We start from the raw sequence: 23,102 nt of genomic DNA on the forward strand, positions 1-23,102 counted from the left end.
TGGTGTAATTTTTAAAAAACATATCTTTAAATCGTGAAGAGGATTACGACACTATTTTTTTTATGTATAGGACTATCTACTCAGGTTTTAAAGGCCCAACTGGGCTTTTGTAATGGAAACTCAGGAGATCCTATTTTTACGGAAACCTTTGGAACGGGAACAACGCCTGGACCTGCACTAGGTCCTGGAATTACTACCTACTCTTTTGTAAATGGCACACCAGATGATGGTAGCTATACCATTTCAAACAGAACAAATTTTTTTGATTGGCACGATGCGCAAGACCACACACCAAATGACACCAATGGAAAAAGCTTAATTGTCAATGCCGGTTTTACAGCGGGAGAGTTTTATAGGAGAACAGTAACAGGACTTTGTGAAAATACCTCTTATGAATTTTCATCGTGGCTCTTAAATTTACTTCCAGTGGGTAGTTGTAATGGTAACGGGATCCCTATCAACGTAAAATTTCAAATTTGGGACGCCACGGATACAAATTTATTAGCCTCCGGAGATACGGGTCAAATCGCTAATAAAAGCACTGCTGTTTGGGAACAATACGGTTTGGTTTTTCAAACCATTCCTGGTCAAACTTCGGTGATTTTAAAAATGCTGAACAATGAAATTGGCGGCTGTGGAAATGATTTGGCTATTGATGATATCGTTTTTAGAACTTGTGGAGATTTTATTGAAATAAAGGATACTCAAAATGCGAATTACATAGAAGCTTGTGAAGAAAATGGCCCTGTAGCTACAGTATTAACAGCATCACCAGATTTTTCTATTTATAATTCGCATGCATACCAATGGCAAGAAAGTTTTGATGCTACTAATTGGACAGATATTCTCGGGGCAACAAATCAATCTTATACCACACCTGCTTTAACAACAACACGCTATTTCCGAGTGAAAGTTGCTGAAGATGCTATTAATTTAGCCAACCCACTATGCAGTTCAGTTTCAGAAATTTTTGATATTCTAATTATAGCGACACCAGCAAACCCCATTAGTAATGGCGATGTTACCGTCTGTATAAACGAGCCAAAACAAGTTCGTGTGCGTGTGCCTTCAACTATTTTAGTCAATTGGTATGATGCGCCTTTTGGTGGTACCCTATTACAAGAGAATAGCCCCACATATAGCCCTACTGCACCAGGTACTTATTATGCAGAGGCAAGAAGCTCTTTAGGCAACTGCCCTTCTGCCGGAAGAACAGGTGTTAACATTCAATTTGTTGATTTACCCGTAGTCACTGATGAAAATTTTGATTTTTGCGAAGGTGAAACGATAGTTTTATCCGCAAACTTACAGAATGTCTCCTATTTATGGAGTACTGGTGCAACGACAGAAACAATTACAGTTTCAGCAGCAGGAATATATACAGTAAATGTCACCAACAGCACAAACTGTTCCAGCACAAAAACGATAAGCATAGCCCAAATTGAGGTTCCAAAAATTCAAGAAATAAAATCCAAAGGCAATGATATTATTTTAAATATTGAAAATGAATCAGGTAGTTTTGAGTATTCTATTGATGGCTTTAACTATCAAGATAGTCCTATTTTTACTAATGTAGTAGGTGGCTTGTACACCATTTATTCCAGAGAAAAAAGCGGCTGTGGCCTAACTTCTATAACCTACTTTCATTTAGTAATTCCTAATTTTTTTACACCCAATGGTGATGGTGAAAATGATACATTTAGTATTACCGGAATTGATTTTTATGACGTCTACGAGATCACAATTTATGATCGGTATGGTAAACTCTTAAAAAGTATTCAAAATTCTTCTAATGGGTGGGATGGCACTTTTAATAACCAGAATTTACCAGCAGATGACTATTGGTATTTGATAAAAATAGACCAAAAAACGTATCAAGGTCATTTTACTTTAAAACGATAAATTTTAAATGTTAGAACAAAAAAAACCAGTTGTAGAAATAAAAAAAGTCTTTCAAGGCCTCTAGGTTTAACAAATGCTTAAAGTTTAAACAAGTTCTGAATATACTTTGCTATTTTTACCATATTATTTTCTATACTTATGAGTACATCATTTGAGCGTTATCAAAAAAGAAAATTAATATCGAGTTATTTCTCGGTAGTTTTAAGTATTGGTTTGGTCTTATTTTTGTTAGGAATTTTAGGATTGCTTGTCTTAAATACTAAAAAAATGGCAGATCACTTTAAGGAACAAATTACCATATCGGTTTTTTTAAAAGACAATGCAAAACAGGTTGAAGTAGACCAACTTCAAAAAAGTTTAGCCATGGCTGATTATACGAAAACTGCTACCTATGTTTCTAAAGAAGAAGCCGCAGAGCAACACAGTGAAGATATTGGAGAGAATTTTCAAGAATTTTTAGGCTACAACCCACTAAAAAATTCGATTGATGTGCAACTCAAAGCAGACTTTGTGACCCCTGAACAGTTAGAAGAAATTGCTGCAGAGATTACGGAGAAAGACTATGTGCAAGAAGTGAGTTACGACAAGCCTTTAATTGGTTTATTAAATGAAAATGTAAAAAGAATTAGTTTTTGGATTTTAGTTGCTAGTGGTATTTTCACATTTATTGCAGTTTTATTAATCAACAGCTCTATCAGGTTATCGATATATTCAAAGCGATTTATTATCAAAACGATGCAGATGGTAGGGGCTACAAAATTATTTATTCGAAAACCATTTCTTTGGATTAATATAAAATTAGGCATGTTAGGTGCTTTTTTAGCCATCGTTGCTTTAACAGGTGTACTTTATTATGTACACGAGAATTTTCCTGAATTTGGATTAATGAATGACCCTGTTATTCTTATTATTTTGTTGGTAAGTGTTTTTGTTTTAGGGGTTTTAATTTCATTAGTAAGCACGTATTTTGCTACCCAACGTTTTTTAAATCTAAGAACAGACGAATTGTATTATTAAAGTTCAAGTTAAAAAAGCAGTAAGACATTGAAAACTACAAAAGCTGTAAAACTAAAATTGAAGTAAAAATATCGTTCAAGAGATCTATCACAATCATTGAAAATTTTCAAATTTAAACCATAAAAAAAAATAACATAAATTTGCAGCATGGCGAATAAAAACAACAATGTGAATTCAGAATCGAAGCAAGAGTTTATTTTTCAAAAGAAAAATTATATTTTCATGTTTATCGGTTTAGCCTTTATAACTATTGGTTTTATCTTAATGAGCGGTGGTGGCAGCAACGATCCAAATGTTTATAACCCTGAAATTTATAATTTTAGAAGAATAAGACTTGCCCCTACCTTGGTTTTAATTGGTTTAGGAATTGAAGTCTACGCCATTTTATTGAATCCTAAAAAGAAGAATTAATTGGAAATTATAGATGCAATAATCCTTGGAATCATTCAAGGGTTAACAGAGTTTCTACCTGTTTCATCAAGCGGTCATTTAGAATTAGGAAAAGCTATTTTAGGTGACAATTCTGTTCCTGAGGAGAGTCTCTTGTTTACCGTAATTCTTCATTTTGCCACCGCGTTAAGCACCCTAGTTGTTTTTAGAAAAGATGTTTGGGAAATACTTAGTGGACTTTTTCAATTGAAATGGAACGAAGAAACTCAGTTTTCATTGAAAATAATCATTTCCATGATACCAGCAGTCTTTGTTGGTTTGTTTTTTGAAGAACAATTAGAAAGCTTCTTTGGAGGTAATGTGCGTTTTGTAGGTTCTATGTTACTTATAACAGCAGTCTTACTTTATTTTGCTGATAAAGCGAAAGACACTGATAAAAAAGTTAATTTTAAAAATGCCTTTTTAGTGGGTATTTCTCAAGCCATTGCTATGTTGCCCGGGATCTCTAGAAGTGGGGCCACTATTTCTACCTCTGTTTTACTTGGGGTAGACAAAACAAAAGCTGCGCGATTTTCTTTTTTAATGGTAGTGCCCTTAATTTTGGGTAAAATTGCTAAAGATGTCATGGGTGGTGATTTAGTTTTTACAGGAGAAAATAATGTAGCCATGGGCGCTGGTTTTATCGCTGCTTTTATAGCCGGCTTAGCGGCTTGTACATGGATGATTAAATTGGTCAAAAAAAGCAAGCTATCTTATTTTGCTATTTACTGTTTTATGGTAGGCCTTGTTGCTATTGCCTACGGATATTTAGCTTAAACATACTTAAAAGAAACTTTTGAAAACAAAAGAAGATTTTTTAGACGGACAAACACTTTTAATAGATAAACCCCTAGGTTGGTCTTCATTTCAGGCTGTAAATGCAATAAAATGGAGTATCCGTAGGGCTTTTGACCTTAAAAAGATAAAAGTGGGTCACGCAGGTACCCTCGACCCTTTAGCCACCGGATTGTTGATTATTTGTACTGGAAAATCTACCAAAAAAATTAACGACTACCAAGCCCAAGAAAAAGAGTATACAGGAACCATTACGGTTGGTAGCAGCACACCTTCCTACGATTTAGAGACTGAAATTGATGCTACCTTTCCAACCCATCACATTACAGAAGAGCTTATACAACAAACTACCCAACAATTTACGGGTACTATTCAGCAACTTCCTCCTGTTTTTTCGGCCTTAAAAAAAGACGGAAAACGATTGTATGAATACGCTAGAGAGGGGATAGCGGTAGAAATCAAAACGAGAGAAATTACAATCACTGAGTTTGAAATTACCAATATTTCCGAAAATGATATTTTCTTTAGAGTAGTATGCAGTAAAGGCACCTATATCCGCTCTTTAGCCCATGATTTTGGAAAGGCACTAGGGTCTGGAGCACATTTATCGTCACTAAGAAGAACCAAAATAGGTGATTTTAACGTAAATAAAGCGATAACTACAGAAAGTTTTAATACTTTGTTGCAGTCGCTTGGAGAATAATTATTCAAATAGTGGTAATTCAACGATTTAAATAAAATAATTTCCATAAAAAGTGGTTATAGCATTATGAACTTAACCAGAAGTCAACTTTCTTTACTCATTACCATTTTCTCCATGGCCATAGTGGTGTTGGCATTATACAACACGCACCTAAATTCTACTGAAAAAGAAGAGTATGTAATTGAACTGGCTGTTCTGGATGAAGAAGAGCTTGAGGAGCTTGTGAAAGAACAAGAAGAACTTCAAGAAGAATTAACACAATCTGAGTCCATAAAATCGCATATGGCCTTTAATGAAACTGCAAAAGCCAGTTACGGCAACCCTGAACCCCTGAAAACTTTAGAGGAATTAATGGCGGAAAGTGAAAGTAGCTCTGATAGTGATGAACCCTCAGAACTTTTATCTTCTGATAATGGTTATGCAGCTAATTTAAAAGAACTCCAAAAAAAACGCAAAGAGGCGAAAGAATTGCTTGGCGAGCGTGAAGCACAAAAAGATGTTCCTACCAACAATTTAGCGAAACGCAGAACTTCAATATCCTATTCTTTAATAGATAGAAATCATATTACGCTACCAGTACCTATTTACACCTGTATTGAAGGGGGGCGCATCGTTATAAACATCCTTGTGGATGGGAATGGAAATGTTCTTGAAGCTGAATTTAACAAGAAAAGCTCTTCGACAGAAAATGGTTGCCTCATTGACAATGCCATTAAATATGCTTTAAAATCGCAGTTCAACACTTCTTCTAAAGCGCCTCAAAAAGGAACTATAACTTATTTATTCCAAGAAAAGGCACGCTAAGATATCCGTAGCGGTACTTTGTCCTTTATCCTTGGTATACCACATTTGCAAGTCTTGCTTAAACTCAGGGGTTAAACTACCATGTTCTTGCTTATAGTCTTGAACCATTTGCATTGCTTCTTTAGGTCTTGGTCCCCAATCAGCTATAACATTTAAGGCTTCGTCAACAATCACAAGTTTAGGGATAGAAAGAGTGCCATTGGTTAAAAACAAGTTCATTAATTCCAAATTTTCATCCCTCAGGACTACTTTAAAATCAATATTGGCATTGAGTACTGCCATTTTATTCATTATCGGCATTATCTGAGCTGCATCTCCACACCAGCTTTCTGTAAGCACTAAAAAAGTAATTTTTTTGTCAATTTTTTTAAGCTTGCTAACGATAAGATCTGTTAACTTTATTGTTTTATCTAAACGCTTCATTCGTTTATCATTCAACAAGGTATAGTCTGCCAATTCCTCTAATTGTTGGGGGCCCGTTGTTTTATGCTCTAAAGCTAATTGGGTTACCATAGCGCGATAATCCTCATAGGAAAATGCTTTAGATAAACTTTCTTTCAGTATTGTTGTTATTGATTTTTCCACACGATTTATTGTTTGATGCTCCATACCCAAATATTTAATGCAAACTTAGCTCGTTTCTTATTTTTAAAACCTGAACTATATCATGTTTTGTAGAAAAAAGGAACCATAACTTACAACGTTGAGCATAGATTGCTGCGTTTGGGATATTTTATAGATCGGTCTGAAGCCTTAAAATAGAGGTACGGCATTTTTTATTTTTTAAATTTTGCATGGCCCTTATTAGTACAAAACTAGTAAGCATCAAAAAAGCCACCCATATACTAGAGTGGCTTTGCTTATTACTGTACCTAAATTATTTCTATTTTACAATACACTGATGAGCATCAAAATTTTTTGGCAAATAACGTTGTACGTCAAAACCAAGATCTATTTCTACCTCTTCTTCTATGTAATTAATATCATCAATAGCTAACTCAATACCTGCGTAAGGGTTAAAATCTGTTGGTAAATAATCATAAGGATTAAACCCTAAATCGATGTCTTGCTCCACTTCAATAAAATGAATGTCATTGACACCAATAGCACAACAAACATCGATTGTTTTTGTCTTTTTAAAAGGTATGGTGTATTCTAAATCGCTATCCCCCGTGTTCGCCTGGAGACCATTAACAAAGGTAAAAATTACTGCTGCGAAAACTACTTTATACTTATTCATAACTAAGGTATTTAAACATTATTCTTTAACTAATTTTTTACTAAGTACTGGCAAAATTGTTCTGGGAACGTATTGCGTTGTACCCGTTTTAGTCGAGTGCAAAAATACAACCAAACAAAAAGATTAGGCCAAGGAAATTCGTTAAATAATGGTTAAACTATTTATTTAACATAGTATTACTATCATTTTAAAAACAAAAGACATAACTACCTATATATAAACTACTTAAGTATATATATATATATTTAAAAATTAGGTGCAAGGGATTATTTCTACTGCTTTAGTACTTGACATATCCTAAAAATTACTTAAAATCTTGCCAGTTTTTTAGTCTAACGGGTATCTTGTGGTTTAAATGAAGAACTCTTAAGTCCAAAATAATTTAATTAGCTCGTGGTATTTACTATCCTAATTAGACCTGAGATTGGGCATAAATTAAGGTCTACTCCTAATAGTTTCGATCTACCATGGGTAACACCTGTTAAGCAAAAGCTATTGCTACAAAAGTACTTTGCAGAAGATTACATGGCGTGTCTCTTTTTAATCATGCCTCCTCGGGTATCATTGATACGATGCATGATCACAAAAGCTTTTGGATCAATTTTGGAGATTTCAATATTTAACCTCCTAATTTCAAGCCGCGTAATTACGGTGTAAATAACATCATGATCGTTATTAGCTCCTTTTTTTCCGTAACCACCACTTGCTTTATAAATAGTTAATCCCCGTCCTAATTTATGAATAATCATTTGACGAATTTCATCACTATCATCTGATATAATAGTTACACCTGTGTACTCTTCAATACCTTCTACGACAAAATCTAGAGTTTTTGATGCCGCTAAATAGGTGAGCATGGAGTACAAAGCAGTTTCTATAGTTAAAAAATAAGCCGCTGCTAAAAAAACTAAAATATTAATTAGAATGATGATATCGCCGATGGTGGTTCCAAGTTTTCTACTTAAAAATATAGCTACCACTTCTGTGCCGTCTAAGACACTGCCCCCACGAATACTTAAGCCTATTCCTGCCCCTAGAAAAAAACCTCCAAAAACAGCAACCAATAGCTTGTCTTGTGTAATTTCTGGAAAAGAAACTGTAGCCAATACTAAGGCTAAACCTAAAATAGCCAGACTGGCTTTGATTGTAAATATTCGGCCAATAACACGATACCCCATGATTAAGAAAGGGGTATTCACGATTATAATAAGAATCGGTAAAGGTACCTTGGTTACTTCTGCAATAAGCAAAGAAATACCTGTTGCACCACCATCAATAAAACTATTGGGTAGTAAAAAACTCTCTAGACCAAAGGCTGCTGCAAAAATACCTAAGATAATAAAAAAAGTATCTTTAATGAACGCATTAACACTTAAGCGTAGCCTTCGAGATTTTTTAAGATAAGTTTTTGCTCTTAACCAACGTTTGTAACCTTCTTTTTTATTGTTTTCCATATTGAAATAGTAAAGATGAAGGTACTATTAATATTTAAACTTATTCCGCGCTAAGCTCTTTTCTTCCACTCCATCGCAAAATAAAATAACCAATAATACCCGATAAAATAGAACCTGAAATAACACCTACTTTTGAAGAATTTACATAAACTACTTCACCATAAAAAGCTAAGTTGGCTATAAATATTGACATGGTAAAGCCTACACCTGCTAAAATAGCTACACCTATTATTTGCGTAAAATTTGTACCACTAGGCAGTTGGGCCCATTTTAACTTTATACTGAGGTATGACAATAAGGCAATTCCAATACATTTACCCACAAACAGGGCAATAGCAATGTTGAGAATTAATGACATATCTATCTCCATGTTGCTGCTAAAAGCTACCCCGGCATTAGCTAAAGCGAATAAGGGCATAATAAAATAAGCGCTCCAGCCATGCAATTTATGTTCTAAATACTGAAGTGGAGATCGAAACTTTTCGGTTAATTCTTCTAAATTATCCATCTCTTGAATTTGATCGTAGGACAAAATAGGCTCTTTTGATTTTTCTGTTTTAATAATCCTTTCTGCAATAGTTTTTAAATTATCAATAAAATCGACCAGCACAACTTTTTGCCTTACCGGCACCGTAAATGCCAGAAGAACTCCTGCAATGGTTGGGTGGATTCCTGATTTTAGAAATAAAACCCAAATAATCACCCCTAGAATTGTGGTTAAATATTTTGAATAATAGCCTTTTTTCTCTGCAATTACTAATGGTATAAAACAAATTGAAGCATAAAGTATGAGTATCCAATTGATCGTTTCGCTATAAAATACAGCAATGACTAACACAGCAACTAAATCATCAACAATGGCGAATGCCGTTAAAAATATTTTAAGGCTCAGCGGCACACGGTTTCCGAGTAAGTTCAATATAGCTAAGGTAAAAGCAATATCAGTCGCCATAGGAATACCCCACCCTTTAAATGTTTCTGGAGTATCATTTAAAACCATAAAAAGTACGAGCGGAAAGATGACACCTCCAATGGCTGCAAATAAGGGAAGCGCTGCTTTTTTGAACGAATTTAACTCACCAATTAATAATTCTCTTTTAATTTCGAGCCCTATTAAGAAGAAGAATATGGCCATAAGACCGTCATTAATCCATAAGATTAAGGGTTTCGATAAACTAAAAGAATCAGAAGTAATTCCTATTTTAAAATCCCATAGCCATTCATAAACGTCACTGTAGCCCGAGTTGGCCCACAACATGGCAAAAATGGTGGCTCCAAAGAGCAATATGCCACTTAAACCTTCAATTTTTACGAACTTTTGGAATGGAGTAAGAATCACTTTTCTAATCATATTTTTTTAATAAGAACCCTCGAAGTTATAAATTTTTTGGGTTTGAGGCTAGACTATTAAATAATTTAGCTTTTGCTTCAAAAAATTTATTTTGAACTTGATTCTTTTTTAACTCGGCATCGATTAACTTACTTTCCCTTGAGTTAATTAAAAATAGTGAACTTTCTCCAAAACTAAATTTACGTTCTTCCGCTAACAGTAAGGTGGTATAATTCTGAACAATTTCATCAATTAAACTATTTTGAATTTCAAAGGAATCTAATTCCTTATAAATCGCAATAATTTTATTTTTAATGGATATTTCAGCATTCTTAAAATCGAACTCAGCATCTTGTAATTTAAACTTAGCTAATTTTAAATCTCCGCGTTCTTTTCTTAAAAACAACGGAACTTGAAACGTAATGCCTCCTTTATAATTTGGTGTCTGCAGCGAATTTATCAAAGCTGGTGTTTCTGTCAAAAAATTATACTCTACATCTATTTTTGGAAGCAATTTATTTGCTTTTAAATTTTTATCAACGTTTAGCGCTTTAATTTTAAAATCTAGTGATTTAAGTTTAGGATGATTCTCGATGGTAAAACTATCCAAGGGCACTCCTAAGATTTCTAAAGTAATATCGATCTCCTTATTCAAATTCTCATCAGGAATCACGTTTTCTTGAAGCTCTAGCGGAATATTATCATTCAACCACAAAAAATTAGATAATTGTAGTGAGGTATTCATGAGTCTAACCTTTGCTTGCTCAAAGTTTAACAATCTATCTTGAACAGCTATTTTAGCCTCTACCGTGTCAATGGCCGCAACTTGGCCCGAAGCCGCACTTTGTTTTACCCCCTTAAAACGTACTTTGGCATTTTCATAAAAATTATCAAAAATTTTGCTTTCATTATAGGCTTGTAACCAATCAAAATAGGCTAGCGAAGCTTGGTACAAAATTTCATTTATTAGCAAGTCTCGATCTGCAATCGACTGTTCCCTAAAAAATTTTGCCTGTTTAAGCGTGGCCATCCGCTCATTAATCCATAAGCCTTGGCCTACTGACATGCTTACTCCGGCGGCATATAGGCCATCTTCTGGCACTGTTGATTCAGGATTAAGGTACACGCCATCGTTTTGTTCAAAAGTTCCTTTTAAAGTTACGCCATACCAAGTCGGTATTTTAAACGCAGCATTTAGCCGATCATAATACTCAGTACCTTTAAATTCTTTCGTATCAAAATCTACTTCTATTTTAGGGTCGAAACCGCCACGCGATTTCATTAAATTAGCTTGACCAATGGCTATGGTTAATTCTGCTTGTTTTGCAATAGGGTGGTACTTTTTTACAAAACCAAGGTATTCGTTGAAATTTAAAACAACGGTGTCCTTGGTTTGCCCATTTAAAAAGTAAACACAAACAAAAAATAAATAACATAAACTATTACGCATCATATTTACTTTTTTGAAATAGCTGTATCGGGCTGATAAAAATTAGGTGGAAAGCCGTTTATCTGACGCCACAATTCGTACCAAATTGGTACGTCTTCTAGCAAGGCTATCGTATTGGTTCCAGAACCCACACGAAGTTCGTCTGGCCAAGGCTTTTCTTCTGGATCTTGTATTAACAAGACACGATATTTTCCATTGGTACTCATAAAATTTTCAATAGCAAATACAACCCCACCATAAGTACCATATGATGCATTTGGCCATCCGCTAAAAATAATCACAGGCCAACCATCAAATTGAATTCTTACTTTTTCTCCTTTATGCACTAAGGGTAGATCTATAGGTGCCACAAACATTTCAACAGCTTTATCATAATTCTGTGGCATAATACTAACTAACTCTTCGCCTTCTTTAAAGGTTTCACCCAAACCCGCCTTTAAAGTTCTATTAATTAATCCACTTTGCGTTGCCCTTATATAGTATAAATCATTGCGTATCTCATAATTAGTAAACTGATTTTCAAGTTTAGTTACTTGCGCCTCAGAATCGAATTGTGAAGATTGCGCAGTTCGCATATCACTTTCTGCTTTTGATATTTTATCTATATAGTCTGCCTGAACACTATTTATTTCTATTTCAGCATTTATAACCTCATTCTTGCTGGCTAGTAGTTTATTCTCTTGAGAAATTATTTTTGCCTGCGTTTCTTGAAGTTTTAACCTTTTTTCTTCTACATCAGTTAGCGCAAATAATCCTTCCTCTTCAAGCTGAACGATTCGTTCATATTGCCTTTCTGCAATGCGCAAATTCGTTTCGGCTGCCTTGAGATCTATGCTATCACTTTTTACTTTGAGTTTTGATTGTAGTAATTTGTTTCTAGCCTGCGCTAGTTTTAAACTACGCCCGTTTGATAAAGCCCCAATTTGCGTATTTAATGCCTTAACTTTTCCCTGGTATGAAGAAACAGACATTTCTTTAGCGTTTATTTGCATTCTTGTGCGTTCCACTAATCTGGGATCAAAATATTCATTTTTTACTTCGGAAATAAACAATATCGTATCTCCTTTTTGAACGTAGTCGCCCTCTTGCACGTACCATTTTTCAATTTTACCAGGTATAGTTGATTGAATAGTTTGCGGACGCTGATCTGGTTTTAAAGTAGTTAAAGCTCCTTTGCCCCTAATATTTTGCGTCCATGGAAGAAATATGAAAATTAAACCAAAAATAGCCGACGCCAATAAAAATCGATTAAAATGCTTGTAATGCCTTTTATGGAAAACTGTTTGGGTTGACTTATAGGTGGTAAGATCAACTTTTTGATTTACTGTGTTTTTAGATATGTTTAGCATCGTATATTATTTATCACTTACTATTTTACCTTCTTCAAGTGTTAAAATTCTGTCACATCTGGTTAGCCACTTTGGATCGTGACTAACTATAATAATAGACCATGGGTTGGCTTTATCTATTAAAAAATCCATTATTTTTAAAGCATCCATTTCGTCGAGTTGGTCTAAAGGTTCTTTTAAAATTAATAATTTTGGTTTGCGCACAATAGCCCTTGCTAATACAATCTTTTTTGCAACGTTGTGCGGTAATTGTTGACCCTCAGGGAAGATAAACGTATGGATCCCTTTTGGTTGCTTTTTTATAAATTTTGACAATTCGGTTTTTTCTATTGCCCAATATAAATCTTCTTGAGAAATTGAGGTATCACCGAAAGTAATGTTATTCAAAATTGTACCTTCAAATGTGCTCTCCTCCGTTAATGATTGCCCAATAAAAGAACGATAATGATTGGGGATGATATTATCAAGTGCTATATTATTAATAAAAATGTTACCCTCTGTAGGCTTATAGAGTCCTGCAATTAAACGCAATAAACTTGTTTTTCCAGATCCATTAGAACCCAAAATCAATGTTCTGCTTTTGGGGGCAATGGTCAAAGATAGGTTGTCTATTATTTTAATTTTAGAATTTATAGGTGTAAAACCTACAGCATCTAACTCAACTATTAATTCTGAATCTTGCGTTAAAGGAGTTTGCCCTTCTTGGTTTTCTATCTCTTTATCAACTACCTGCCCTATTTTTTCTAAAGACGTTAAAAGGTCATAAATAGTTTCTAAGCCTCGAATTAACTTTTCTACAGAATTTATAACTAATAAAATAATGATCTCGGCCGCCACAAATTGACCGATATTCATTTCTTGATTTAAAACTAATAAACCTCCGATTAATAAAAGACCACCAGTGACTAAAACTTTAAAGCCAATCATTTGAATATACTGCATGACTAAAACTCTAAAGTGGTTTTCTCTGGCACCTAAATAATCGCTTACTAAAAGATCATTTTTCATTAGGGCATGAGACGTATTTCCTGATAATTTAAAACTTACTAAGGAACGAGCAACTTCTTGAATCCAATGTGCAACTTTGTATTTATACTTAGATTCTTCTAAGCTTGTATTTAGCCCTTTCTCAGCGGTAAATTTAAATACCACATAAATTAATAATACGAGTAGTAATCCGTAAATGATAAAAAATGGATGGTAGAAAGAAAGTAATAACAAGCCAAATATAATTTGCAACAAGGACGCCGGAAAATCAATTAACAGTTTTGCTAGTGATTTTTGAATATTAATCGTATCAAAAAAGCGATTGGCAAGTTCTGGTGGGTAATAATTATTTAACTCACTCATTTTAATTTTCGGAAAACGATAAGACAATTCAAAAGAAGCTCTTGTGAATATTTTTTGCTGAATGTTTTCTATAATTCTAATTTGCATTAATTGCAAAATTCCACCAAAAGCGACTCCCCCCGTAACAAGAATGACCAAAATAATCCAGGAAGTACTTATCTCAGCGCCTTGAATTAAATTAATGATCGCCTGTATCCCTAAGGGTAAGGAGAGATTTACCAGTCCGGCGAAAATAGCATAGTACAAGGTTTGTAAAATATCTCTTCGGTCTAATTTTAATAAGCCAATTAAACGCTTAAAAGGACTTAATGTATTTTTAGCCATTTTTTGCCGTATTTAGAGTGTTTAAAACCATATGTGTAAAATATTCGGTTGGTGTTTTAGGTGAATGACAATTTGTGAGTGACGGAAAATGATCTTTCAAGAAAAATTGATGTAATGAACTCTCTAAAACAGTACTTGACAAACTTAAGGGGTATTCATAACTTGGGTTTAAATTCATGATCATTTCACTAAACCTCGTAACCAATCGCTTATAAATAACATAATACCCATTTTTATTTTCTTGGTCTACTTCCTTTGTCAGGTACGATTTTGAATACTCGTTAATAACAATTTTATTTAAAGCTATTTCATTGATATGGGAAAAAGCAGAATCTTCTTCTGTTTGTCGCGTAATGACTTCAATGGCCTTTACTATTTTCTGCTTTGGATCGGGAATATTATTGGTTGAAAACACCAATTGATATTCTAACCAACCCCAATACCAAGACGCCAAATACAATAAAAGTTTATGCTTATTTTCAAAATACCTATAAATTGAACTTTCTGTAGATGCTATTTCGTCACCAAGTTTTTTAAACGTAAATTTCTCAAATCCCATTTCGTGGATCATTAAGATACTGTGCTGTATAATTTTTTTTCCCAACTCTGACGATTCAGGATCTTTAACGTATATTTTATCATTAATGATAATTTTGACAGAATGTATAAGTTGATCCATATAGTGGCCTTTGAAAAATTAAAACGCTAATTTAATAGTATTACTACTAACAATAGATAGTTTAACTATTTTTTAACGTAATTCAAGCTGTTTTTTTTGCTGTAAATTTATAAATTTGACAGTAACCATAATAAAACAGCAATGATGATAAAAAATATTTTACTTTCGATGGCCTTACTATCTTTTGGTATTTTAAGTGCTCAAAACTCAAGTGCTACAATCGAAGTAGGGACTATACTTCGCCTTTCTGAACCTGTTAGCGACACCTATAAACACATAGATTTTCCCAAAAAAAACACTGTCATAAAGCGCGGAGCTATTGCCGATTATACCAGTTTAAAAGGGTTAAAAGTTGTTGTTGATGCGGTAGAAACAACAAAAAATGGAGAAACCTTGATACATCTTAAAAGAAACGATGGGAAAAATTTTTTCAGATTTTACCCAAAAGTAACCGCTAATTATCAAGAGGCTTTAAATAGTGGTGAAATACAATTGGTTCCAAAAAATAATAGCTAATAAAGCTGTTATTTACCGAATCAACTTAAAACTAATCCCTACGCTGCCCTTGTAGGGATTAGTTTTTTTATAATACATAAAACATCTTGTATCCTGTTGAATCAATATAAATCATGATTTTATCTCAAAAAAATACCCTTACTCAAGATATTACAGAAGCTAAAAAACAAGGTTTTATTTTAGAATTTTACTACAGAGATTTTAAAATTTATGCTCGTAATACAGATAAAGTTTATGATAAGAATGATTGCCTCTTAATAGAATATTGCCGACACGAAGGAATGTCTGATCCTGGCGATGCTTCTATTTTGTTTTTAATTGCCTGTAATGATGGCAGCAAAGGACATTTAATTAGCGGGTACGGAATATATGCTGATTCAGAAGTTATCGATTTTGTTTTATCATTAAAAAAACAGACTAAATAATAGTATAAATATGATTTTAGTACACATTATTACTAATGATAAATTACAAGCCCTAGAAATAGTACATCTATTAACGCTTGAAAAATTAATATCAAATGCTATTGTCTCAAAAAAAATGATGTATGAGTATAAAGATGAGCTTATAAAAAAAAAGCAGTTTTTAATTATAGGACAAACAAAAGGCTTATTATTTAAGTTAATTAATGAAAAATTAAGTACTAATTATCTCCAAAGTATGCCCATACTTTATGCAGTACCCATAATTTATATGGACGAAAACCAAACCCATTATATTCGGCAGCATACAGCAAAAGTTTAAAAAAATACTCTTCTTCCAAAATTAATAATCTACCTTAGTTTAAAGGTATTTTAGAGAAAAAAAAATGGAAAAACAAAGGTGTGGATGGTGTAAAGGAGATTTGCTCTACGAAGAATATCACGATATGGAATGGGGAGTTCCGGTTAAAGATGATGATACATTATTTGAGTTTTTAATTCTAGAAACGTTCCAAGCTGGTTTAAGTTGGATTACCATTCTTAAAAAACGCGAAAATTTCAGAGCTGCCTTGGATCAATTTAGTTACAAAAAAATTTCAGCCTACAACGAACATAAAATAGCCTCCTTATTAGAAAATAAAGGTATTGTAAGGAATAAACTAAAATTAAAAGCCACTGTTAGCAACGCACAAGCTTTTATGCATATTCAAAAGGAATTTGGTAGTTTTCAGAATTATATTTGGGGTTTTATAAATCATAAGCCCATTAAAAATAAAGTTAAAAATTATAAAGATATACCACCAAATACCGCACTATCTGACGTCATTAGTAAAGACCTAAAAAAAAGAGGGTTCAAGTTTGTTGGCAGTACCGTTATCTATGCTCACATGCAGGCGACTGGAATGGTAAATGATCATGAAATTAATTGTTTTAGGTATGATGAAGTTTAAATTTTTAGGAGTCCTCTTTTTTTTAGTGACTATAACTACCACCGCTCAGGTAAAATATGAACGTGAATTCCGGATTAAAAAATCACAATTCCCAGCAATAGCGCATCAAGTTTTAAAAAATAATTTACAAGGTGCAAAGCGACTTAAATTTTACAAAGAAATTGATAGCACCAACATCAGCTATGAAGCAAAATTTAAAAAAAGTCGGCTTTGGTATAGCATAGAGTTCAATAAAGAAGGCGTTTTAGAGGATATTGAAATCACCATTAATGAGGTTGACATCCCCAATGAAACTTTTGATAAAATTCATCACTTTTTAACTACTAATTTCATCTCCTATAAAATCAAAAAAATACAACAGCAGTATGTAAATAATGGGGATGAGGCTAAGGTAATAAAAGATGCTTTTCAAAATTTAATGCTACCCTATATAAATTACGAAATTATGTGCAGTGGAAAAAAAGATAAGGCCTATCAAGATTTTGAAATCTTATTTAATTCCGAAGGAATTTTTAAATCGATTAGAAAATCATTACCTGCAAATTATGACCATGTGCTGTATTAAAAAACATATTTTTTTTGGTTTTTTTTTGACAGGATTTTTATCATTTGCTCAAGAAAATTTTACGGGCTATCTAGAGCCCTCTGTTGCCATAAATTATAAGGTCAAGGCTACTTATTCTCATAATTTTACATTTTCAAACAGAAGCTATTTTTTTAATAACGAAGCCTATCAACTTAAAACTCGGCAAATTGACATAGCGCATTTTTCTGATTTAAAAATAAAATCAAATCAAAGTATTGCTTTAGGAGTTCAATACCGATTTAGAGATAATTTTGAACCTGATCGAGAAAATGAATTGCGATTAACTCAACAGTATAACAGCACTTTTAAATCCAGAAACATACGTTTTGGTCATCGGTTGCGGAGCGAACAAAGAATTCAAACCTCATTAACAACGCATCGATTTAGGTATAGATTTGCCCTTGATTTTCCGCTTCAAGGAGAAAATTTGGATATGGGTGAAACCTATTTGGTAGGTTCAACAGAAAGCTTGTTAAGCGTTGCAAAAGCCACTAGACCAAGTTTTGACCAGCGAATTACTACTCATATTGGGTATTTTTTGTCCGCATCCATAAAAATACAAGCAGGTATGGAATACCGGTTAGAAAACTACAATCAAGAAACAGAAAGAGTTTTATTTGTAACCTCCTCTTTAATCTTAGCTTTGTAGTAGTTCTATAAACACTTTTCTTGGAATCTCTTCCGCTCCTAAACTTTTCAAGTGCGAGGTGTATATTTGACAATCAATAAGCTGGTAGCTTTTTGCATGTAACTCTTGGGCTAAATTTATGAATGCAAATTTTGAGGCATTAGCCACCAAACTAAACATACTTTCTCCACAAAAAACATGACCCAGATCTATACCGTAAAGTCCGCCCACCAAGCGGTCATTTTCCCAAACTTCATAAGAATGCGCGATACCCATTTCATGTAGTTTTAGGTATGCACTTTTTATGTTATTAGTAATCCAGGTACCTTCTTGATTTTTCCTTTGAATTTTTGAACAGTGCTCAATAACAGTAGTAAAACAGCTATTTTTAGTTAGGGTAAACTGATTACTTCTAATCACTTTACGCATTGTTTTTGATATTTTTATCTTTTCGGGAAATAAAACCATTCGTGGGTTTGGACACCACCAAAGTATCAGCGAATCTTCATTAAACCAAGGGAATATACCACTTTTATAGGCTAATATTAAACGCTCAGGAGATAAATCGCCACCTACAGCTAATAAACCCTCGGCATTGGCATGCTCAACAGTCGGAAATTTTAAGGCCTCTGATAGAAAATAAATAGGTTTATGATGTTGCTTATTTTTCAATTCAATGATTTCAAGTTAAAATACGAAAGAACTACAAAACAAAAAAGACCTAATCATCAAAAAAATGAATAGGTCCTATAAAAAATAGTGTTTGCTTTATTGACGTTTAAAAAGGTAAATCGTCGTGATCTTCCTCGTTTAAATTATCCGCTGCCTCAAAAGAACTCATAGGTGGTACGGGTGGCATTCCTGCTGTATTTGGAACATCTGATTGTACATTTTCAATTCTCCAGCCTTGGATAGCGTTAAAATATTTGGTTTCTCCCTGAGGATTAACCCATTCTCTACCTCTTAAATTAATACCTACTTTCACTGACTGCCCAACCGTGGTTGCGTTTAACAAATCACATTTATCTTGGATAAATTCTACCAATATATGTTGCGGATACTGTTCTTCTGTGGTTACTACCAATTCTCTTTTTCTAAAACCGTTGTTGCCAATCGCTTGGGTTTCTCCAACCATTTTTACTTTTCCTTGTACTTCCATTTTGTCTTTTAATTTGATAATAATACCTTCCAAGCGGAAAGTACGTTATTTTTATGTAAATATTCTTGTGCTTTTTGATGTAATTTTGTTTTATCATTGGCACTAACCAATGACTTCAATTCCTTATTGGAGGCCACAAAATCGTTAACTTCTTCTAAACTAGGAATTTTTTCGATATTTGCCAACATCCCCAAGTCATTTCCTGTTAAAACCTTACTCAATTTTATACTATCAGGCAAAGCATCTACACCAATACCATGTGTTGAAAGTGGTTTTGGCACTTCAAAAAGACCCAAATTGGCCCTACTATACCAGTTGCCTCCCATCCGCGCTACCAAATCTATTTTATGCTGATCGATACTTCCATTCTCATCTAAAATGGCCTTAGCTATATGCACTTTTACTACTTCACAGAAAACTAAATTCCCTGCACCACCTTCGGCACCTAAAGCTTCTACTTTAGTGACCTTACATTCGAACTGAACTGGAGCTTCTGCCACTCGAAATGGCGCCACCAAATCAGAAGCTAGCATCGTTAATCCGGCTTTTATAAATTCATTTTCGCCCTCAGGATATTCTGTACTCGCTAAAGACATTTGTTGCACCATTGCAAAGTCAACGACATTGATAACAACTTCTTTTGTTTTTAATACATTTTCTAAGGTATGTTTTGTGGTATTATCACGCACCCTTCTCGCAGGAGAAAATAGTAATATAGGTGGGTTGGCACTAAACACATTAAAAAAACTAAAAGGAGAAAGGTTTGGTCTACCTTCATCATCCATAGTACTTGCAAAGGCAATTGGCCTAGGCCCAATAGCACCCAGAAGATAGCCATGTAGTTTTGCTGTTGCAAGCTCCTTTGGCAACACTGAAATCATTTCTAGCATAGGTGTACAAAAGTACATAAATTAGTTCCAGAAATGAAAATTGCGAGTTTATTTCCATAGAATATCTTTAAACAAAATGCGTTATATTGTAACACTATTCAGTACGTATTGAAATGAACTTTAACCCCGATAAAAAAACGACCACTATATTACTACAAATAACATCTTTTGTTATTGTTAGTTTAATACTTTGGAACACCAATAGTTTCTTTAAAAAATTTAAAGAAGAAGAACGTAACAAAATGGTGATTTGGGCTTCTGCTCAAGCCGAAATTTTACAATCATCTGAGGATAGAGATTTGGGCGACTTACCTGTTGTTGTTTTGAAAAACAATGAATCTACACCCATGATTTTGGTCAATAGAGATGGGGCCATTAAAGTTAGTAATATGCCTAAACAGGTAGCCACGGATACTATTTTAGTTCAAAAAAAAATAAAGAAATTTGAAAGTGAAAATACCCCAATTAAAATTGATTACAAAGGGGAAGATTTAGCCACGCTATACTATGGAAACTCTGAGGTTTTAAATAAATTAAAATACTATCCCATTGCGCTTTTATTAATTATTTTTCTTTTTGGCGCGGTAATTTATTTCTTCTTTAAAACCAATAAAGCTTCAGAGCAGAATAAACTTTGGGCGGGCATGGCCAAAGAAACTGCACATCAAATTGGCACCCCCTTAACGTCCCTTTTGGGATGGAACGAACTTTTAAAAGCTGAAAATATTAGTCCGACAATCACCGATGAAATTCAAAAAGATATTTCCAGATTAGAAACCATTACAGATCGTTTTTCAAAAATTGGATCCTTACCTAATTTAGAAACCCATGATATTGTGGCAGAAACAAAAAACGCTTTTGACTACCTTCAACTGCGAAGTTCTAAATTAATAGTATTTTCATTTGATACTAAGGTTGAAAACATGCTTGTGCTACTGAACAAACCATTATACCAATGGACCATAGAAAACTTAGTAAAAAATGGTATTGATGCCATGCGTGGCAAAGGAAGTATTAGCATTGAAATTTTAAAAGAAGGCAATAATGCCGTAATTTTAGTTTCTGATACAGGTCATGGTATTTTAAAGAAAGAATTTCAGGCTATTTTTAATCCGGGCGTTACCACTAAAAAAAGAGGATGGGGCCTTGGTTTGTCTTTAGTAAAACGAATTGTTGAAGAATACCATAATGGAAAAATAAAAGTACTGTCTTCTAGTAAAGAAGGCACCATTATGAAGATGACGTTTAAATTGAAAAGTTAGGTTATGGCAGAGATTAAATTAGAATTGATTAAAGAAGCAGAACTTACCAATAACTGTCCTGAGTGCTTTAATCAAGAACTAAAGCTATCGTTTTATCAAAAACATTCGTATGGGAAATTTGTTCATAAAATTACGGATGAAGTTTCTTCAGAAATTAAGTGCAAAACTTGTCATAATGCCATTTACCCTGTTTCTTGGACCCCTGATATAGAACGTGTTTACGAGTATTATAAAAAAACCGCAATCCCAGTTGAGCCAGCCGTGAAATACACACGTAGCTTGTATATTATAATATTACTCCTGATTGTTTTAGTGGCTGCTAGCGTTTATATTTTACTAAATCGGGAATTATTCACGAGTTAAGAACTATAAAGGTCTAAAGTTCAGCTTTTATTTTTGCTGCAATAGCTTCAAACTCTTCTCTGGAGAAAGAAACTTTCTGCTGAAACGTAGCATCTTTCATATCGTTTAAAGGAATAAGATGCACGTGAACATGAGGTACTTCAAGACCAATAACCGTCATCCCAACACGTTTACATTGAATCGCTTTTTCTAAGGCGATACCGATTTTTCTAGAAAAAGCCATTAAGCCTGTATAGGTAGCCTCATCTAAATCCATAATTTTATTGACTTCCTTTTTGGGAATACAAAGCGTGTGGCCTTTCGCATTAGGGTTTATGTCTAAAAAAGCAAAGAAATTTTCGTCTTCTGCTATTTTGTAGGATGGTATTTCTCCAGAAATTATTTTAGTGAAAATACTTGCCATAATACGCTACTTAAGATCTTGTAATTTCTAGAATCTCCAATTTCAAAACTCCGTTTGGAATGGTAATTTCTGCCACATCGCCTACTTTTTTACCTAATAATCCTTTTCCGATTGGAGAGTTCACTGAAATTTTCCCTGTTTTTAAATCAGCTTCGCTTTCTGCCACCAAGGTATATTTTACCTCGGCATTATTGTTGTGATTTTTAAGCTTCACGGTAGAAAGCACTAAAGCCTTTGAGGTATCTAGTTGTGATTCATCAATCAGTCTCGCGTTGGCATAAACATCCTCTAATTTAGCAATTCTAAGCTCCAGCAAACCTTGCGCCTCTTTAGCTGCATCATATTCCGCATTTTCGGATAAATCTCCTTTATCCCTAGCTTCGGCTATATCCCTAGACGCTTTTGGACGCTCTACATCTTTTAATTGATTAAGTTCATCTCTCAATTTTTTTAATCCTTCTGCGGTATAGTAAGATGTTGTACTCATGATTCTGCGTTTTTGTAAAATACGAAAATCCTCTTTTTTTCTAGAGGATTTAAGACAAATATACATTTTTTTTGTTCAACTTTGTGGGTGTATTCATAAAATACAAAGTTGTTATGCGTAGCTATTTAATTCTTCTAGTATTCCTATTACTTTTTGCCTGTGACAAGAATACCACAAACAGAAATCCGTATTTACAGGAATTTAGTTTTAGGTTTGATATTAATACAAGCCTACCCTTATATAGCAACCTTACCAATGAAGGTAGTGCCATTTATATTGGCAACGAGGAAGCGGGTACAAGAGGTATTTTTGTCATAAAAACATTAGCTTCATTTAGCGGTTATAGGGCTTTTGAAGCCAGTTGCCCAAACCATGTTCCCAATAGCTGCTCGACCATGACTTTAGATACCAGTAGAAATTCGGTTAGCTGTAGCTGTGAAGCCTATAACTACACTTTATTTACAGGTCAACTTTTAAATGCCCCTGAAGATGGCACTCGGTTTTATAATATGCTAGAGTACAGAGTCAATGTTAGTGGAGGTGTTATTTCGGTAACGAATTAGTTTTTTTGGGAGCTGGTTTAAGGCTTCAAAAATTATTTAAGGCTTAA

At 33.8% G+C, this 23,102-nt stretch carries 28 protein-coding genes; 15 read left to right on the forward strand and 13 right to left on the reverse strand.

Annotated elements, in window-relative coordinates; translation table 11 throughout:
• Positions 1 to 33: 33 nt before the first annotated feature.
• The 6 genes from GQ45_RS08865 to GQ45_RS08890 all read left to right on the forward strand — a co-directional run bounded on the left by GQ45_RS08865 (position 34) and on the right by GQ45_RS08890 (position 5,650).
• Positions 34 to 1,902, forward strand: a complete 1,869-nt coding sequence (locus GQ45_RS08865; protein ID WP_052188173.1) for a T9SS type B sorting domain-containing protein — start codon at positions 34 to 36, stop codon at positions 1,900 to 1,902.
• A 138-nt stretch (positions 1,903 to 2,040) separates the two neighbouring features.
• A complete protein-coding gene (locus tag GQ45_RS08870) occupies positions 2,041 to 2,919 on the forward strand; it encodes an ABC transporter permease (protein WP_047416887.1) in 879 nt (292 codons plus the stop codon).
• Between the two features lie 147 nt (positions 2,920 to 3,066).
• Positions 3,067 to 3,330, forward strand: coding sequence for a DUF3098 domain-containing protein (locus tag GQ45_RS08875; RefSeq protein ID WP_047416890.1), 264 nt, complete (start codon positions 3,067 to 3,069; stop codon positions 3,328 to 3,330).
• A complete protein-coding gene (locus GQ45_RS08880; RefSeq protein ID WP_047416892.1) occupies positions 3,331 to 4,125 on the forward strand; it encodes an undecaprenyl-diphosphate phosphatase in 795 nt (264 codons plus the stop codon).
• A gap of 19 nt (positions 4,126 to 4,144) precedes the next feature.
• Positions 4,145 to 4,846 carry a tRNA pseudouridine(55) synthase TruB gene (truB, locus tag GQ45_RS08885; RefSeq protein WP_047416896.1) on the forward strand — a complete coding sequence of 234 codons (702 nt, stop codon included), beginning with the start codon at positions 4,145 to 4,147 and terminating at the stop codon, positions 4,844 to 4,846.
• A gap of 66 nt (positions 4,847 to 4,912) precedes the next feature.
• Complete coding sequence (locus GQ45_RS08890; RefSeq protein WP_047416898.1) at positions 4,913 to 5,650, forward strand: hypothetical protein; 738 nt, start codon at positions 4,913 to 4,915, stop codon at positions 5,648 to 5,650.
• On the opposite strand, the gene GQ45_RS08895 is transcribed toward GQ45_RS08890, so the two are convergent.
• From GQ45_RS08895 to GQ45_RS08930, 8 genes are all read right to left on the reverse strand, one after another.
• Positions 5,627 to 6,259, reverse strand: coding sequence for a thioredoxin family protein (locus tag GQ45_RS08895; RefSeq protein WP_047416901.1), 633 nt, complete (start codon positions 6,257 to 6,259; stop codon positions 5,627 to 5,629). The genes GQ45_RS08890 and GQ45_RS08895 overlap by 24 nt on opposite strands.
• Positions 6,260 to 6,533: 274 nt before the next feature.
• On the reverse strand, positions 6,534 to 6,890 hold the full coding sequence (locus GQ45_RS08900) for a hypothetical protein (protein ID WP_047416904.1): 357 nt from the start codon (positions 6,888 to 6,890) through the stop codon (positions 6,534 to 6,536).
• Between the two features lie 521 nt (positions 6,891 to 7,411).
• Positions 7,412 to 8,344: a YitT family protein gene (locus tag GQ45_RS08905; protein WP_047416907.1), complete on the reverse strand. Its 933-nt coding sequence runs from the start codon at positions 8,342 to 8,344 to the stop codon at positions 7,412 to 7,414.
• Positions 8,345 to 8,384: 40 nt separating this feature from the next.
• Positions 8,385 to 9,695 (reverse strand): Na+/H+ antiporter NhaA, encoded by a 1,311-nt coding sequence (gene nhaA, locus GQ45_RS08910; protein ID WP_047416910.1) that lies wholly within the window; start codon positions 9,693 to 9,695, stop codon positions 8,385 to 8,387.
• A gap of 25 nt (positions 9,696 to 9,720) precedes the next feature.
• Positions 9,721 to 11,127: a TolC family protein gene (locus GQ45_RS08915; RefSeq protein ID WP_369798287.1), complete on the reverse strand. Its 1,407-nt coding sequence runs from the start codon at positions 11,125 to 11,127 to the stop codon at positions 9,721 to 9,723.
• A 2-nt stretch (positions 11,128 to 11,129) separates the two neighbouring features.
• Positions 11,130 to 12,473, reverse strand: coding sequence for an HlyD family secretion protein (locus GQ45_RS08920; RefSeq protein WP_047416912.1), 1,344 nt, complete (start codon positions 12,471 to 12,473; stop codon positions 11,130 to 11,132).
• Between the two features lie 6 nt (positions 12,474 to 12,479).
• A complete protein-coding gene (locus GQ45_RS08925) occupies positions 12,480 to 14,147 on the reverse strand; it encodes a peptidase domain-containing ABC transporter (RefSeq protein WP_047416915.1) in 1,668 nt (555 codons plus the stop codon).
• On the reverse strand, positions 14,140 to 14,826 hold the full coding sequence (locus tag GQ45_RS08930) for a TetR/AcrR family transcriptional regulator (protein ID WP_047416917.1): 687 nt from the start codon (positions 14,824 to 14,826) through the stop codon (positions 14,140 to 14,142). The genes GQ45_RS08925 and GQ45_RS08930 overlap by 8 nt, the downstream gene beginning before the upstream one ends.
• Before the next feature lie 141 nt (positions 14,827 to 14,967).
• Between GQ45_RS08930 and GQ45_RS08935 the strand changes: the two genes are divergently transcribed.
• The 6 genes from GQ45_RS08935 to GQ45_RS08960 all read left to right on the forward strand — a co-directional run bounded on the left by GQ45_RS08935 (position 14,968) and on the right by GQ45_RS08960 (position 17,949).
• On the forward strand, positions 14,968 to 15,342 hold the full coding sequence (locus GQ45_RS08935) for a hypothetical protein (protein WP_156125389.1): 375 nt from the start codon (positions 14,968 to 14,970) through the stop codon (positions 15,340 to 15,342).
• 113 nt (positions 15,343 to 15,455) lie between these two features.
• Complete coding sequence (locus GQ45_RS08940; RefSeq protein WP_047416921.1) at positions 15,456 to 15,767, forward strand: hypothetical protein; 312 nt, start codon at positions 15,456 to 15,458, stop codon at positions 15,765 to 15,767.
• A 10-nt stretch (positions 15,768 to 15,777) separates the two neighbouring features.
• Positions 15,778 to 16,086, forward strand: a complete 309-nt coding sequence (locus tag GQ45_RS08945; protein ID WP_047416923.1) for a divalent cation tolerance protein CutA — start codon at positions 15,778 to 15,780, stop codon at positions 16,084 to 16,086.
• Positions 16,087 to 16,150: 64 nt separating this feature from the next.
• Entirely contained in the window at positions 16,151 to 16,714 is a 564-nt protein-coding gene (locus tag GQ45_RS08950) for a DNA-3-methyladenine glycosylase I (RefSeq protein ID WP_047416925.1), read from the forward strand.
• Positions 16,701 to 17,279, forward strand: a complete 579-nt coding sequence (locus tag GQ45_RS08955) for a hypothetical protein (RefSeq protein WP_231555176.1) — start codon at positions 16,701 to 16,703, stop codon at positions 17,277 to 17,279. The genes GQ45_RS08950 and GQ45_RS08955 overlap by 14 nt, the downstream gene beginning before the upstream one ends.
• 25 nt (positions 17,280 to 17,304) lie before the next feature.
• The gene (locus GQ45_RS08960) at positions 17,305 to 17,949 is read left to right on the forward strand and encodes a DUF2490 domain-containing protein (protein ID WP_231555177.1); all 645 of its coding nucleotides are present in this window, start codon (positions 17,305 to 17,307) and stop codon (positions 17,947 to 17,949) included.
• Here GQ45_RS08960 and aat read toward each other — a convergent pair.
• From aat to GQ45_RS08975, 3 genes are all read right to left on the reverse strand, one after another.
• Entirely contained in the window at positions 17,938 to 18,600 is a 663-nt protein-coding gene (gene aat / locus GQ45_RS08965; protein WP_231555178.1) for a leucyl/phenylalanyl-tRNA--protein transferase, read from the reverse strand. The two genes, GQ45_RS08960 and aat, sit on opposite strands and share 12 nt — an antisense overlap.
• A gap of 106 nt (positions 18,601 to 18,706) precedes the next feature.
• Positions 18,707 to 19,087, reverse strand: coding sequence for a DUF3127 domain-containing protein (locus GQ45_RS08970; protein WP_047420235.1), 381 nt, complete (start codon positions 19,085 to 19,087; stop codon positions 18,707 to 18,709).
• A gap of 8 nt (positions 19,088 to 19,095) precedes the next feature.
• Entirely contained in the window at positions 19,096 to 19,995 is a 900-nt protein-coding gene (locus tag GQ45_RS08975; RefSeq protein WP_369798288.1) for a flavin reductase family protein, read from the reverse strand.
• Between the two features lie 95 nt (positions 19,996 to 20,090).
• Between GQ45_RS08975 and GQ45_RS08980 the strand changes: the two genes are divergently transcribed.
• A complete protein-coding gene (locus tag GQ45_RS08980) occupies positions 20,091 to 21,239 on the forward strand; it encodes a HAMP domain-containing sensor histidine kinase (protein ID WP_047416931.1) in 1,149 nt (382 codons plus the stop codon).
• 3 nt (positions 21,240 to 21,242) lie between these two features.
• Positions 21,243 to 21,602, forward strand: coding sequence for a hypothetical protein (locus GQ45_RS08985; protein WP_047416935.1), 360 nt, complete (start codon positions 21,243 to 21,245; stop codon positions 21,600 to 21,602).
• A 13-nt stretch (positions 21,603 to 21,615) separates the two neighbouring features.
• Here GQ45_RS08985 and GQ45_RS08990 read toward each other — a convergent pair whose 3' ends face one another.
• Both GQ45_RS08990 and greA read right to left on the reverse strand, forming a co-directional pair.
• Complete coding sequence (locus tag GQ45_RS08990; RefSeq protein ID WP_047416938.1) at positions 21,616 to 22,005, reverse strand: HIT family protein; 390 nt, start codon at positions 22,003 to 22,005, stop codon at positions 21,616 to 21,618.
• A 10-nt stretch (positions 22,006 to 22,015) separates the two neighbouring features.
• Positions 22,016 to 22,492 carry a transcription elongation factor GreA gene (gene greA, locus GQ45_RS08995; RefSeq protein WP_047420239.1) on the reverse strand — a complete coding sequence of 159 codons (477 nt, stop codon included), beginning with the start codon at positions 22,490 to 22,492 and terminating at the stop codon, positions 22,016 to 22,018.
• A 113-nt stretch (positions 22,493 to 22,605) separates the two neighbouring features.
• On the opposite strand from greA, the gene GQ45_RS09000 reads away from it, so the two are divergent.
• Positions 22,606 to 23,055: a hypothetical protein gene (locus GQ45_RS09000; protein ID WP_047416941.1), complete on the forward strand. Its 450-nt coding sequence runs from the start codon at positions 22,606 to 22,608 to the stop codon at positions 23,053 to 23,055.
• Positions 23,056 to 23,102 lie beyond the last annotated feature (47 nt).

It is taken from the genome of Cellulophaga sp. Hel_I_12 (assembly GCF_000799565.1).
Classification (GTDB): Bacteria; Bacteroidota; Bacteroidia; order Flavobacteriales; family Flavobacteriaceae; genus Cellulophaga.